Origin of the sequence: Pedobacter gandavensis, from assembly GCF_032677645.1 — a bacterium.
GTDB lineage: Bacteria > Bacteroidota > Bacteroidia > Sphingobacteriales > Sphingobacteriaceae > Pedobacter > Pedobacter gandavensis_A.
In genome coordinates, this window is sequence record NZ_JAVTSB010000008.1 from 93,457 (window position 1) to 107,568 (window position 14,112).

Here is a 14,112-nt window from a genome sequence, read left to right on the forward strand (position 1 = left end):
TCCTCTATGTCATTTATAAATCTTCTAAAACTGATTTCAGGACTGCCTGCGCGGCCCAAAGGCGATTTCCAGCTTCCTGTATCACCAAAGAATTTGGCCCGTCCAGCACTTCTGAGGACAGTTCCAGATCCCGGCGCACTGGCAGACAATGCATCACTTTCGCATCATTTGTCCCTTTTAGCCGTTCATTGGTGATCATCCAACCCTCTGGAAAAGGCAATACTTTTCCATAATAGTTGTAGCTCGACCAGTTTTTCACATAAATATAATCGGCATCTTTCAAAGCCTCATCTATATTATGACTGATATTCGCACCTGGCGTAAAATCTTTAGAAAGCTCATAACCTGCTGGTTGCACAATTGTGAAATCCAACATTCCCTCATCCTGTGCTTTACACATCCATTCCGAAAAAGAATTCGGTACAGCCTGTGGTAAAGCCTTGATATGTGGAGCCCAGGCTAAAACTACCTTCGGCTTTTTGCTGCCTTTCCAGGTTTCTTTGATCGTTACCAGATCCGCCAAACTTTGTAGGGGGTGACGGGTAGCGCTTTCCAGACTCACTACGGGAACGCCGCAAAAGCTGATAAATTTATTAAAAAACTCCTCGTTATAATCTTCTTCCCTGTTTATTAATTTCGGAAAAGAACGCAATCCCAATACATCACAATACTGCCCCATTACAGCGGCAGCTTCCCTGATATGTTCTACAGTTGTACCGTTCATCACCACACCATCACGTGTTTCCAATGCCCAGCCTTCCTTGTCCATATTCATCACCATTACGTTCATACCCAGATTCAGGGCTGCTTTTTGCGTACTTAAGCGGGTGCGCAAGCTCGGATTCAGAAAAACCAGACCTAAAGTCTTGTTCTTTCCTAATTCCTGATGCGCATAAGGCTCTTTTTTCAATGCCAATGCCGCTTCTACTAACTCTTTGATGTCATCAACATCATTTACTGAAGTGAATTGTTTCATCTTATGATCCTGTTAAAGCGATTTTAAAATGGGTTAAGAACTGATCTGCCTGTGCTTTTGTTAAGTTTAAAGCCGGCAATAATCTGATGACATTCGGTTTAGCTTCACCGGTAAAGATATGGTGCTTAAACAGCAGGTCTTTCTTTACGTTTGGTAAGCTTTCCGGAAGTTCGATCCCGATCATCAGACCACGACCACGAACCTCTGTTACGCCTTCAATTTTCTGAAGTTCCGAGATCAGGTAAGCACCGATTTCTTCCGCATTTTTCATCAGTTGATCTTGATCCATGATTTCCAGTACGGATAATGCAGCAGCACAAGCCAGGTGATTACCACCGAAAGTAGTGCCTAACATCCCATGCCATGGTTTAAATTTCGGAGCGATAGAAATACCACCTACCGGGAAGCCATTCCCCATTCCTTTTGCCATCGTGTACACATCAGCATCAACGCCGGCATAATCATGAGAATAGAATTTTCCTGTACGGCCATAGCCACATTGCACACTATCCGCAATGTAAACCGCATTATACTGATCGCAAAGGGAACGGATCTTTTGAAGGAAGCTTACAGAAGCCTCTTTAATGCCACCTACACCTTGAATACCTTCGATAATTACCGCACAAACCTCGTTTCCGAAGGAAGCGAAAGCTGCTTCTAAAGCGGCTTCATCATTATAAGGAAGGAAAACAACGTTTTCCGTTTCATTTACCGGAGCAATAATTTTAGGGTTATCTGTCGCAGAAACTGCTAAAGAAGTTCTTCCGTGGAAGGCGTCTTTGAAGGCAATAATTTTTTTACGACCGTTATAGAAAGAGGCTAATTTCAAGGCATTTTCATTCGCTTCAGCGCCTGAATTACATAAAAACAGCTGATAATCTACTTTTCCAGAGACTTTCCCCAGCTTTTCAGCCAGTTCTACCTGCAAAGGAATTTTCACGGAATTAGAATAAAAACCCACTTTATTCAACTGATCAGTCAGTCTTTTCACATAGTGAGGGTGCGTATGACCGATAGAAATCACGGCATGGCCGCCATAAAGGTCTAAATATTCCTGGCCATCGGCATCCCAAACGGTGCTACCTGCGGCTTTTACGATTTCAATATTGTTTAACGGGTATACGTCAAATAAGTTCATTTTTTTGGGTTTGAATAGGTGATCAAAAGATTAAACGGTTTGGGAACAACGTTCCGTACAGCGGGGTTTAATTAAAACCCTGCTGCTTTAAGCGCCAGACCCTGCCGCTCTTCCAGTCCAAAAATCAAATTCATATTCTGCACTGCCTGTCCGCTCGCCCCTTTTAATAAATTATCGATGATACTGATCACAAACAGCTTATTGCCATGTTTTTCTACATGCACTAACGCTTTATTTGTGTTCACCACCTGTTTCAAATCTATATTTTTCTTACTCACATGCGTAAAAGGATGTGCCGCATAATATTCCTCATACAAGGTTTGCGCTTCCTCAGCCGTCAAATCACTTTCCACATACATGGAAGCCAGAATTCCTCTTGGAAAATCTCCACGTTGTGGGATGAAATTCAGGACACCATCAAAATTTGGGTCCATCTGTAACAGGCTTTCGCCGATTTCATTGAGGTGCTGGTGATCAAAAGCTTTATAAATCGACAGGTTATTGTTTCTCCAGCTAAAATGAGAAGTTGCCGATAAACTTTGTCCGGCGCCGGTAGAACCGGTCGTCGCGTTTACATGTACCTCTCCTTTTAACAAGCCCTTAGCCGCCAGTGGCAATAATCCCAACTGGATACAAGTGGCAAAACAACCTGGATTTGCAATATAACTTGCTGTTTTTATGCGTTCGCGATTCAGTTCAGGTAAACCATAAACCCAATCTTCCCCCGCCGCAGCTTTCAATCTAAAATCCTGACTCAAGTCAATGATTTTGATCCCAGCAGCCACAGGATTAGCTTCCAAAAATTTCTTCGCATCGCCATGACCTACACATAAAAACAAGACGTCAATTTCCGAAGACAATGCTCCGGTAAAACGCAGGTCGGTATCTCCAAAAAGATCCGTGTGTACGTCAGAAATCAGGTTTCCGGCGTTGCTTTTGCTATTTACAAAAACGATGTCTACCGAAGGGTGGTTGATCAGCAAACGAAGCATCTCCCCACCGGTATAACCGGCACCGCCAACGATTCCGGCTCTAACTTTCATCGCTGTTCACTTTGTGCCAGATCATCACCTGGTTGCCAAAAATCTTAGAGAAACCTTTCACATCTTCACCACTCCATGCGTTGTTCATTTCGCCGTAGCTACCGAATTTATTGCTCATTAAATCATGTGCCGACTCGATACCGATGATCTGGAAGCGGTAAGGCAACAATTCTACGAATACTTTTCCGCTCACTGTTTTCTGCGTATCGGCTAAGAAAGCTTCGATATTACGCATAATCGGATCATGGAACTGACCTTCATGCAACCAGTTTCCATAAAAAGAACCCAATTGCTCTTTCCATGACAACTGCCACTTGGTTAAAGTATGTTTTTCTAAAGTATGGTGTGCTTTGATGATCACCATTGGAGCCGCAGCTTCAAAACCTACACGACCTTTGATCCCGATAATGGTATCACCAACGTGAATGTCTCTTCCAATGCCATAAGGCTGTGCAATCGCTTGTAATTTCTGGATGGCAGCAACCGGAGCTAAAGTTTCTCCGTCGATACCTACTAATTCACCTTTTTCGAAAGTCAGCTCCAATTTACGTGGCTCCGTTACCGAAACCTGCGTTGGCCATGCCTCTTCAGGTAAAGTTTCATTAGAAGTTAAAGTTTCTTTTCCTCCTACAGAAGTACCCCATAACCCTTTATTGATAGAGTATCTTGCTTTTTCAGCACTATAATCTACGCCATGATTGGCTAAATATTCTATTTCCGCTTCGCGGGATAATTTTAAATCTCTGATTGGCGTGATGATTTCTACATTCGGGATGATGATATTGAAAATCATATCGAAACGTACCTGATCATTTCCTGCACCGGTACTCCCGTGAGCAACATAATCAGCACCAATTTTTTTCACATAGTTCGCAATGGCAGTTGCCTGGCTCACACGTTCTGCACTTACAGAAAGCGGGTAAGTTGCATTTTTCAACACATTACCGAACACTAAATATTTAACACAGCCTTCATAATAGTTGGTGGTTTCATCCACTACTGCATGAGAAGCTACACCTAAGGAATAAGCACGTTTTTCAATTTCCTGAAGTTCTTCCTCAGAAAAACCACCGGTATTAACAATCACAGAGTGAACTTCCATTCCACGATCCTGTGCCAAATAAATACAACAAAACGAAGTATCTAAACCTCCGCTAAAAGCTAAAACAACTTTTTTCTTCATCTTAAAATAACCGCTATTTAAATAAAAAGGTAAACAATAATACAAGGGCTTTTAATCCCCCTTTTCCCGAAGGTTTAGGTCTCAGGACCAGTCTTTGTTTGATGCGCATAAAGCGTTCATACAATTTCGGCTTTCGCGCTAATTCTTCTGCAAATTTCTTTGCCACATCGTGCTTTTGCGTTGCAGGATCGTAGAGCATTGCGGTACACATGCAATTCTTACGTTCCTTCATCGTCAGGATTTCAAAGTTCACGCAACTTTGACACCCTTTCCAGAAATCTTCATCCTGGGTAAGTTCGGAGTAGGTAACCGGCTCATAGCCAAGGTCAGAATTGATCTTCATGACCGCCAGACCAGTAGTGAGGCCGAAAATTTTAGCTTTCGGATATTTCTGTCTGGAAAGTTCGAAGATTTTTTCTTTGATGGCATGGGCCAGGCCCGCCTTTCGGAATTTAGGACTTACGATGAGGCCAGAGTTGGCCACAAATTGTCCATGACTCCAGGTTTCGATATAACAGAAACCTGCCCAGCTTCCATCTTTATGGAAAGCGATGACAGATTTTCCATCCGAAATTTTACCTGCAACGTACTCCGGAGAGCGTTTAGCGATACCTGTACCACGTGCTTTGGCCGATTCGGCCATTTCTTCGCAAATTTCTTCGGCAAAGACACGATGTTCAGGAAGTGCAACTTGCACTATAAAATCGTTTGTATTCATTAATAGGTTAACGAAAAAAATAAATGTTCTGATTAATTGTTTTTTAAGAGGCAATCCTCTATGGAAATGTACTGAGGGTTACTCAGAAATGATTCAAATCCGGGGCGTGAAATTTTGCCGATTAGTGGTAACAGAAAATATGGGTCGCAAACGGACAATAAACAGACTTTTGGAAGCAATGTTCTTTGCTTCTACAATAGAAAGTTTATGTATAATTTGCTTAATCATTTCTTGTGTCTGATACTTCTTTAAAATAGTTGAGGCGCAAAGGTTTAAATAAATATTGAGTTGTGCAATACGTTTTTAGTTTTTTTACACTTTTAGGTGAAAAAAGATAGATTTAAAAACGGAGTTCCCTTCTCTCCTTTCGCTGCTCTATTTTATCAATAATCAAGCCCCTTTTTCATGCTTTCTGTTTTTGTCCTCCCTTTCTATTTTTATGTCCATTTAAATGACATAACATCAACGGTTTTTCTAAAATATGACCCATCCTGGTTTTAACTTATCGTTCAAAATTAAGCTAATAGATAAAAGTATGACACCTATAAGCATTAAGTTTTCATTAAATCTCCAAACCAGGGAATCTTATAAATGACTTAGAAACAACAAATTACCTTCCGAACCTGAAATAATGAGAAAGCAAGCCTGGTGTCCCTTTCATCATTTCGGGAATGATGTCCATCCCTGCTACAGAAAAAGTGATGCCATTCCCACCGAAGCCCAATACAAAATAGCTGTTTGGGAACTTCGGATGCGCTCCGATATAAGGGAGCCCGTCCTTGGTTTCGCCAAAAGTTCCGCACCAGCAGAAGTCATCAACAAACTGATTATCTGGCAGATACTGTTTTAAGGTCTTGATCAGTTTATCTCTTTTACGGCCGAGTAAAGCATCTCTTAATCCCGGATTTTTAAAGTTTTCATCTTCCCCACCAACCAATAAGCGCCCGTCGGCGGTAGTCCGCATATACAGATATGGGGTGTCCGTATTCCAAAACAGGGTGTTTTCCATTTCCGGTGATAAGGTTCGATCCTGCTCGCTCACCATGGCATAAGTACTTTTTAGCGAGACAATTTTTTCCGGTAACATCGCCTGTGTTTCATAACCGGTACAATAAATGATCTTTCCTGCCCTAATCTGCAATCCCGTTTCCAGCTCGGCCAAAACCTGATCTTTTTCGTACTTTACCTTTTTTAAAGCCGTTTTATCAAACACCCGCAGCCCTTTTTTCGCATTAAAAAACAAGAGATCATGTGCCAGACAAAAAGCATCCACACTTCCTCCGTCTGCTGATAAAATCCCACCTTCAGCGAGCAGCCCATAGCGCTCATTAATTTCCTTTTTCTCTAACCATTCCAGCTTAAAACCAGCGGTCTTACGGGCTTCAAACTCCTTTTTAAGCCCGGGAACATCTTTGCGCCTACCCGCAAAATAAAGCGAATCCTTCCTTTCAAATCCGCAGGGCGAATCAATCTCCGCAACCACATCTTTTAGGGTGTAAATGGCATCCCTGCAAGCTTTATAACTGGCAATTGCACCTTGTGCCCCAATCATTTCCGTTAATTGGTAGAGTGGCACATCGATTTCATATTGTAGCATGGAAGTGGTGGCCGAGCTGCTGCCATGGGCGATTTCTCTTTTGTCGATCAATACCGTATCATATCCTTGCTTCATCATGGAATGGGCCATTAATGCACCGGTAATCCCGCTTCCAACAATTAAGACTTCGCAAATGATATTCTCCTTCAGGGAAGGATAAGTATGCAGTAATCCATTTTTCACTAACCAGAAAGGTTCATTTGATCTAATGTTCATCGTTTAGGGGTTCAGGTATTCAGAAATGGTCTGGAAGCAGACAATCACATCAGCTTAGCCAATAACAATAGTTTTACCGATGTGTTTTAATCTCCAACAGCTATAAATCCCTTATATTCGTTTTCAAACCACCTCTTTCCATGAAAAAGTGCCTGCTGCTCCTGCTGTTTATTTTTACCAGACCAGTCTTCGGACAGGATTTAAAAAGCGCAAGAAAGGTGGTAGATGCACTGACCTCAAAAGAAATGTGGGGACGTGGTTATACTCAGGATGGGATGGCCAAAGCAGCCGACTTTATCAGCGCAACCTTTGCGGATTACGGATTGGTTCCAATGGATGGCAAAGATTTCAAACAACGCTTTAACTACCCGGCAAACACCTTTCCCGGAACAATGTCTTTGCGTATTAATGGAAAACAGCTACTTCCGGGGAAAGAATTTTTAGTGCGTCCGGAAAGCATGGGACAACAAGCAGAGGGCACGTTGACACAGAAAGACAGCATCACCTTCCTCAGTCCGGAGCACCGGATCCTGCTAAAATTAAAAGACAAACTCACCTGGTCTGTAGCACCCGCAGTAGCGGATTTTACCGGGATAGAAGTAGACCCTAAAGCGATATCCGGTACTCCTGAAAACATAGCGATCAATATAGAAAACAAATTCCTTCCTGAATTTGCGGCCGCCAATATCTGTGGGCTGGTAAAAGGCACCCGAAATCCAGATTCAGTGGTGTTAATTACCGCACATTACGACCATTTAGGAGGCTTAGGGAAGGATACTTATTTCCCCGGCGCCAATGACAATGCCAGTGGGGTTGCCTTATTACTGAATCTCGCAAAATATTACGCCAATCGCCCACAGCCCTATACCATGGCCTTTATTTGCTTTGCCGGCGAAGAGATCGGCTTGTTAGGCTCTAAGTATTTTACAGAACACCCTTTAACTGACCTTCGCAAAATCAGGTTTATGACCAATGTAGACATGGTGGGCACCGGAGAAAACGGCATTACTGTAGTGAATGCCACGTTACACCCCAAAGAATTCGCCATGCTTCAGGAGATCAATCAGGATAAAAGCTATTTACCTAAAATCAATTCCAGAGGAAAAGCGGCAAATAGTGATCATTACTTTTTCACAGAAAAGGGTGTTCCGGCATTTTTCATCTACACATTAGGTGGGATTGCGGCTTACCATGATGTCAATGATCAAGCCGCGACTTTACCGTTTACCGCATTTGAAAACCTTTTCAAATTGTTTGTAGATTTCAACACTGCGTTAATGAAATAAGCTAAGGTCAGGACGCACAAAACCAGTCCTGGTGTTTTTCCGTAGGTACCCTAACCTTCTACTAAAAACACCTACCTATGAAAAACTTTAACCTAAAAGGGATAGTCCCCGCAAAATCCCTGCTCTTCCTGCTGCTTTTTGCAGCAACGATAACCGCCTGTAAGAAAGATAAAGCGCTGGTTATTGAACCGCCAACACTACCTGTTGTCGGGCCCGATCAGGTTTTTTACGCCTTATCCAACAACAGCATCCTTAAATTTAATGCGAAAAACATTACCACAGCAATGTCTACTGTGGCCATTACCGGACTTACCGGGACGGAGAAAATCCTGAGTATCGACTTCCGCCCTGCCACAGGCGAACTTTACGGTGTCAGCAATACCAATAAATTATTTGTGATCCGGTTAAACGGAGCGGCACGGGCAATTGGCACTGGCCTTAACCCTGCAATTAACGGTACGGCTGTTAGCCTGGATTTTAATCCAACTGTAGACCGCATCAGATTGATTACCAATACCGGACAAAACCTGAGATTACACCCGGAAACAGGCGCTGTAGCGGCCACAGACGGTAATATCAATGGCGTTACCAATCCAAATATCTCCGGTGCAGCCTATACCAATAGTAAAGCCGGAGCTGCAACTACTGTTCTTTTTGATATCGACCTGACGAGCAAAAAACTCTATAAGCAAGATCCGCCAAACGACGGAAAACTGGTAGAAGTTGGCGCATTAGGCGTAGAAATCGGTACTAGCGCTGCTTTTGACATTTCCCCTGACAATACCAAAGCGCTTGCTGCGGGAACCCTTTCCGGTGCTTCCAGCCTTTATACCATCAATCTGGAAAGCGGAAAAGCGACGCTTGCAGGGAAATTTCCAGCAGCTACACCAATTGAAGGCCTGGCGATTCCTACAGATCCGGTAGCCTATGCGGTAGACAATGCCAACAACTTTTTAATCTTTAACCCAACAAATCCGACAGGAATGGTTTCTAAACCGATCACCGGTTTAGCCGCTGCTGAAACTGTGCTTGGCATTGATTTCAGACCGCTTAACGGCCAGATTTATGCTTTAGGGAGCAGCAGTAGACTCTACACCGTAAATACCGCAACAGGTGCTTTTACCCTGGTGGGTCCAGGTGTCTTGACTACCCTGCTGACCGGCACTAGCTATGGCTTTGATTTCAACCCAACCGTAGATCGTATTCGCGTGGTGGGTAATGACGGTCAGAATTTACGATTACACCCTGAAACAGGGGCTGTAGCCGCTATAGACGGAATATTAAAACCCGGAACACCATCGGTAAGTGCCGCCGCTTATACCAATAACTTTGCCGGAGCCACAGAAACCATCCTCTTCGATATCGACCATGCAACCGATAAATTGTACAAACAAACGCCACCAAATGACGGAACTTTAGTCGAGGTTGGCAGTCTGGGCATCAATGTAGAAAGCACCAATGGCTTCGACATCGGCAGTGCCTCCGGAACCGCATACGCCATATTTACGGTTGGCGGTATCAACAAAATATATACGATTAACCTAACCAGCGGGATAGCCACCTCAGTTACTGATTTCCCGAAAACAGTGACCGCAATGACCCTTGGCTTAGGAATGTAACCTTCTTTTATCTACTTATGACGGCAGCTGTATCCATTAGGGTACGGCTGTTTTTTTTAAATCTCCACCAGGAAATCTTTGCACAAAATGTTTTCTTTAAACCAATTTCCCTTAATTTCGTTGTTATAATAAAATAAACAAGCTTATGTTCGAGAAATTAATGGCTGCACAACAGCAGGCCGAAGAGATAAAAAAGAGATTAGACACCGTTTCTGTTTTTGGTGAAGTAGAAGGTGGTGCCATTCGCATTACTGCAACCGCAAACAAAGCAATTACTGCTGTAGAAATCGATGAAGAATTTTTTAAACAAGCAGATAAAGAAGAATTAGAAGAGCTTTTACTAACTGCGATCAACAAAGCTTTAGCCCAGGCAGAGCAAGTAAGTTCACATGAAATGCAAGCAGCAACTCAATCTATGATGGGTGGCCTTGGTGGAATGTTCGGACAATAGTCGTTTTTAACCTTAATTTCATAGCCTCATGAAGTATACTTATTTTGGTCAATCCTGCTTTTTATTAGAAGCAGCTGGCAAGAAATTTCTTTTTGATCCATTTATTAGTCCGAATGGGCTGGCGAAACACATTGACACCACCAGGATCGAAGCAGATTATATTCTGGTGAGTCATGGACATGGTGATCATGTGGCCGACCTGGTGAGCCTTGCCAAACAAACGAATGCGCAGGTAATTGCCATGCCGGAAGTCATCGCCTGGGCAAAAGCTCAGGGCGTTACCAATACGCATGATATGAATTATGGCGCTCAGAAATTTGAGTTCGGTAAATTAAGAATGGTATGGGCAGCGCATTCGAGCTCTATGCCGGATGGCAGTTATGGTGGAAATCCTGCTGGATTTGTACTGGAAACTGGCGGAAAGAGCATTTATTTTGCCGGTGATACTTCGTTAACAATAGAAATGAAATTGCTTGCGGAACTTTACAATTTAGATTATGCGATTTTACCGATTGGTGGAAATTATACAATGAATGTAGATGATGCACTGATTGCAACGAGATATTTCGACTGTGACAAGGTGATTGGGGTACATTACAATACTTTTCCGGTGATCGAGATTGATACGGAAGAGGCGGTTGCAAAGTTTAACAGAGAAAATAAAGTGTTGTTGTTGCCAGCGATTGGCGAGACGATTGAATTGTAAGTGCGATCTGAGTAGATTGTATAAAACTAAAATAAGTCTATAATAAAAAGGAGACATGTCGTCGATTCTGGAATCTTTTACCCTGAAGAAGGGCAAAATTTCCGGGGAATCTCCCGACATATCTCCTTTTTTTATTCGTGCTACTCCGGATTTTGAGTATACAAAATCCGGAGTATTTTTTTAGTGCGCTTCTAACCAGTTATTACCTTCACCGATTTCTATTTCAATCGGCACTGTGGTTTTTATAGCGGTTTTCATGCGGTGTGTAATGATCTTTTTCATGGCTTCCACTTCCGTTTTCAACACATCAAAGACCAACTCATCATGAACCTGCATGGTCATTTTAGATTGTAAGCCCTGATCCTGAATGTCTTTATAGATGTTCAGCATGGCTACCTTAATCATATCTGCGGCAGAACCCTGAATTGGGGCATTGATCGCATTTCGCTCTGCAAAACCACGTACCGTTTGATTGGCGGAGTTGATGTCTCTCAGGTATCTTCTTCTGCCTAATATGGTTTCTACAAAGCCATTTTCTCTGGCGAAATTCATGGTATCAGACATGTAGCGCTGAATACCGGGATATTGTTCAAAATATTGTTCAATAATGGCCGCTGCTTCTTTCCTTGGAATGCCCAGGTTTTGAGACAATCCAAAGGCAGACTGGCCGTAGATAATCCCAAAGTTTACTGCTTTCGCATTACGACGTTGATCGGAAGTTACTTCATCAATGGCAATTCCATAAACACGGGCTGCGGTAGCCGTGTGAATGTCAATTCCATTATTGAAAGCTTCCAGCATATTTTCTTCCTTGCTGATTTCGGCAATGATTCTAAGTTCAATTTGTGAATAATCCGCAGAAAGCAACACATGATTTTCATCTCTTGGGATAAAGGCTCTACGCACTTCCTTACCGCGATCGCTACGAATAGGGATGTTTTGCAGGTTTGGATTGTTAGAACTTAACCTTCCTGTAGCCGCTACAGCCTGATTATAGCTGGTATGTACGCGTCCGGTTTTTGGATTTACCAATAGCGGTAAAGCATCAACGTAAGTAGATTTTAGCTTTTGTAACTGGCGAAAATCAAGGATGTCCTGTACAATATCACTTTTATTGGCCAATGCTAATAACACGTCTTCGCCGGTTTGATACTGTCCGGTTTTAGTTTTTTTAGCCTTAGGATCTAGTTGTAATTTATCGAAAAGAACTTCCCCAAGTTGTTTTGGCGAAGCCAGGTTAAAAGTAACGCCACATTTTTCGAAAACATTCTGTTCAAATTTTCTGATGTCGATTTCCAGTTCTTTTGAATAGTTGTTTAGCGTGTCTACGTCGATTTTCACCCCTTCTTTTTCAATGGCAGCAAGCACATATACCAAAGGATTTTCAACATCTCTGGCCAGTTCTTCTACATTCAGTTCCTTTAACATCGGTCTGAAAATATCAGCCAGTTGTAAAGTCACATCGGCATCTTCTGCGGCATAATCTACCACATCCGCTACGGGAACGTCTCTCATATTTCCCTGATTTTTCCCTTTCGCGCCAATCAGTTTGGTAATAGAGATTGGGGTATAACCCAAATAGTTTTCCGCCAGAACGTCCATGTTATGTCTGGTATCCGGATCGATCAGGTAATGCGCCAGCATCGTATCAAAAAGTTTTCCTTTGATCTCAATGCCATACCATTTCATGATCAGAATATCATATTTGATGTTCTGTCCGATTTTTCCAATGTTCTCATTTTCAAGAAGCCCTCTGAATTCTTCCAGAATAGGCAATACCTCTTCACGGTCTGCCGATAAAGGTATATAATAACCTTCGCCGGGTTTGGTACTGAAAGACATCCCTACTAAATCAGCAAGGTTGGCATCAGTTCCTGTCGTTTCGGTATCGAAGCAAATGCTTTCTTGTTTTTCCAGGTGCGCGATCAATGATTTGCGCAGTTCCGGAGTATCCACCAATTGGTAATCGTGGGTCGTATTTTCTATGGTTTTCGACGCTTGTGTTTCTTCGGAGAAGGTTGGAGCAGACACAAAAGTGCCGGTCTTCGCTGCTGGTTGATCCACAGGGCTGCCAAATAAGTCTATTTGTTGAGAAGCGGCAGGCGCTTTTGCCTCATTCACATTAAATTCTTCTCCAAAAACACGTTTACCGATGGTTCTGAATTCTAATTCTGCAAATAATGGCTCCAATAACTCCCTACTCGGAGATTCTAAAATCAGCTCTTCCGGATTAAATGATACGGGAACATTCAGAATGATCGTTGCCAGTTTTTTAGACAATAACCCTTGTTCTGCATAGGTTTCTACGTTTTCACGTTGTTTTCCTTTTAACTCATGAGAATGCGCAATGATGTTTTCCATTGAGCCATATTTCTGAATCAATGATTTCGCCGTTTTTTCTCCGATACCGGGGATACCAGGGATATTATCCACTGCATCACCCCAAAGGCCCAGGATATCAATAACCTGCTTCACATCTTCAATTTCCCATTTCGCTTTCACTTCATCTACGCCCATAATTTCCATTTCATTCCCCATACGTGCAGGTTTGTAAATGAAAATATTTTCAGACACCAGTTGTGCAAAATCTTTATCGGGCGTCATGCAAAACACGGTAAACCCTTGTTTTTCGCCTTCTTTGGCCATAGTTCCGATGATATCATCCGCCTCAAAGCCATCTTTGGTAATCACAGGGATTTTAAAGCCTTCAATCAGTTTAAACACATATGGTAAAGCCGCAGAAAGATCTTCCGGCATGGCCTGTCTGTGGGCTTTATAAGCCTCATAATCGGTATGTCTTTCGGTAGGAGCCGATGTGTCAAAAACTACGGCAATATGACTTGGTTTTTCCTTTTTCAGCACCTCCATTAAGGTGTTTGCAAAACCCATCACTGCCGATGTATTGATTCCTGTGGACGTAAACCGGGGGTTTTTACTCAATGCAAAATGCGCTCTGTAGATGAGCGCCATGCCGTCAAGAAGAAAAAGTTTTTTCATCAGTATGTCGTTATTTTATGGATTGGGAAGTCATCATCAGCTGCTGATCCTCCATTATATTTGTACGTTATTATAACCCGGTTATGGGTATGGAAGCTTCGCACCATCCCGGAATTAACCGCATCGGATAAAGGTACTAATACTTAAATAATTGTTTGTCATTATCCATAACAAGCGCAAAT

Annotated in this window: 11 protein-coding genes; 4 read left to right on the plus strand and 7 right to left on the minus strand. The window is 42.6% G+C overall.

The window, feature by feature from the left end; genetic code table 11:
* Window positions 1–13: 13 nt before the first annotated feature.
* The 6 genes from R2Q66_RS14445 to R2Q66_RS14470 form a co-directional block, all read right to left on the minus strand.
* Entirely contained in the window at window positions 14–976 is a 963-nt protein-coding gene (locus R2Q66_RS14445) for an acetylornithine carbamoyltransferase (protein ID WP_316750129.1), read from the minus strand.
* A 1-nt stretch (window position 977) separates the two neighbouring features.
* A complete protein-coding gene (locus tag R2Q66_RS14450) occupies window positions 978–2,114 on the minus strand; it encodes an aspartate aminotransferase family protein (protein ID WP_316750131.1) in 1,137 nt (378 codons plus the stop codon).
* Between the two features lie 71 nt (window positions 2,115–2,185).
* The gene (gene argC, locus R2Q66_RS14455; RefSeq protein ID WP_316750132.1) at window positions 2,186–3,157 is read right to left on the minus strand and encodes an N-acetyl-gamma-glutamyl-phosphate reductase; all 972 of its coding nucleotides are present in this window, start codon (window positions 3,155–3,157) and stop codon (window positions 2,186–2,188) included.
* Window positions 3,147–4,340 (minus strand): argininosuccinate synthase, encoded by a 1,194-nt coding sequence (gene argG, locus R2Q66_RS14460; protein ID WP_316750133.1) that lies wholly within the window; start codon window positions 4,338–4,340, stop codon window positions 3,147–3,149. The genes argC and argG overlap by 11 nt, the downstream gene beginning before the upstream one ends.
* 13 nt (window positions 4,341–4,353) lie before the next feature.
* Complete coding sequence (locus tag R2Q66_RS14465; protein ID WP_316750135.1) at window positions 4,354–5,058, minus strand: GNAT family N-acetyltransferase; 705 nt, start codon at window positions 5,056–5,058, stop codon at window positions 4,354–4,356.
* Window positions 5,059–5,668: 610 nt separating this feature from the next.
* On the minus strand, window positions 5,669–6,871 hold the full coding sequence (locus R2Q66_RS14470) for an FAD-dependent oxidoreductase (protein WP_316750138.1): 1,203 nt from the start codon (window positions 6,869–6,871) through the stop codon (window positions 5,669–5,671).
* A gap of 140 nt (window positions 6,872–7,011) precedes the next feature.
* Here R2Q66_RS14470 and R2Q66_RS14475 point away from each other — a divergent pair, with 140 nt between their 5' ends.
* The 4 genes from R2Q66_RS14475 to R2Q66_RS14490 all read left to right on the plus strand — a co-directional run bounded on the left by R2Q66_RS14475 (window position 7,012) and on the right by R2Q66_RS14490 (window position 10,933).
* Window positions 7,012–8,157, plus strand: a complete 1,146-nt coding sequence (locus tag R2Q66_RS14475) for a M28 family metallopeptidase (protein WP_316750140.1) — start codon at window positions 7,012–7,014, stop codon at window positions 8,155–8,157.
* A 77-nt stretch (window positions 8,158–8,234) separates the two neighbouring features.
* Window positions 8,235–9,776, plus strand: a complete 1,542-nt coding sequence (locus tag R2Q66_RS14480) for a DUF4394 domain-containing protein (RefSeq protein WP_316750142.1) — start codon at window positions 8,235–8,237, stop codon at window positions 9,774–9,776.
* Between the two features lie 145 nt (window positions 9,777–9,921).
* A complete protein-coding gene (locus R2Q66_RS14485; RefSeq protein ID WP_316750145.1) occupies window positions 9,922–10,227 on the plus strand; it encodes a YbaB/EbfC family nucleoid-associated protein in 306 nt (101 codons plus the stop codon).
* Window positions 10,228–10,255: 28 nt separating this feature from the next.
* Window positions 10,256–10,933: a metal-dependent hydrolase gene (locus tag R2Q66_RS14490; protein ID WP_316750147.1), complete on the plus strand. Its 678-nt coding sequence runs from the start codon at window positions 10,256–10,258 to the stop codon at window positions 10,931–10,933.
* A 180-nt stretch (window positions 10,934–11,113) separates the two neighbouring features.
* Here R2Q66_RS14490 and polA read toward each other — a convergent pair whose 3' ends face one another.
* Entirely contained in the window at window positions 11,114–13,930 is a 2,817-nt protein-coding gene (gene polA, locus R2Q66_RS14495) for a DNA polymerase I (RefSeq protein ID WP_316750149.1), read from the minus strand.
* Window positions 13,931–14,112: the final 182 nt, after the last annotated feature.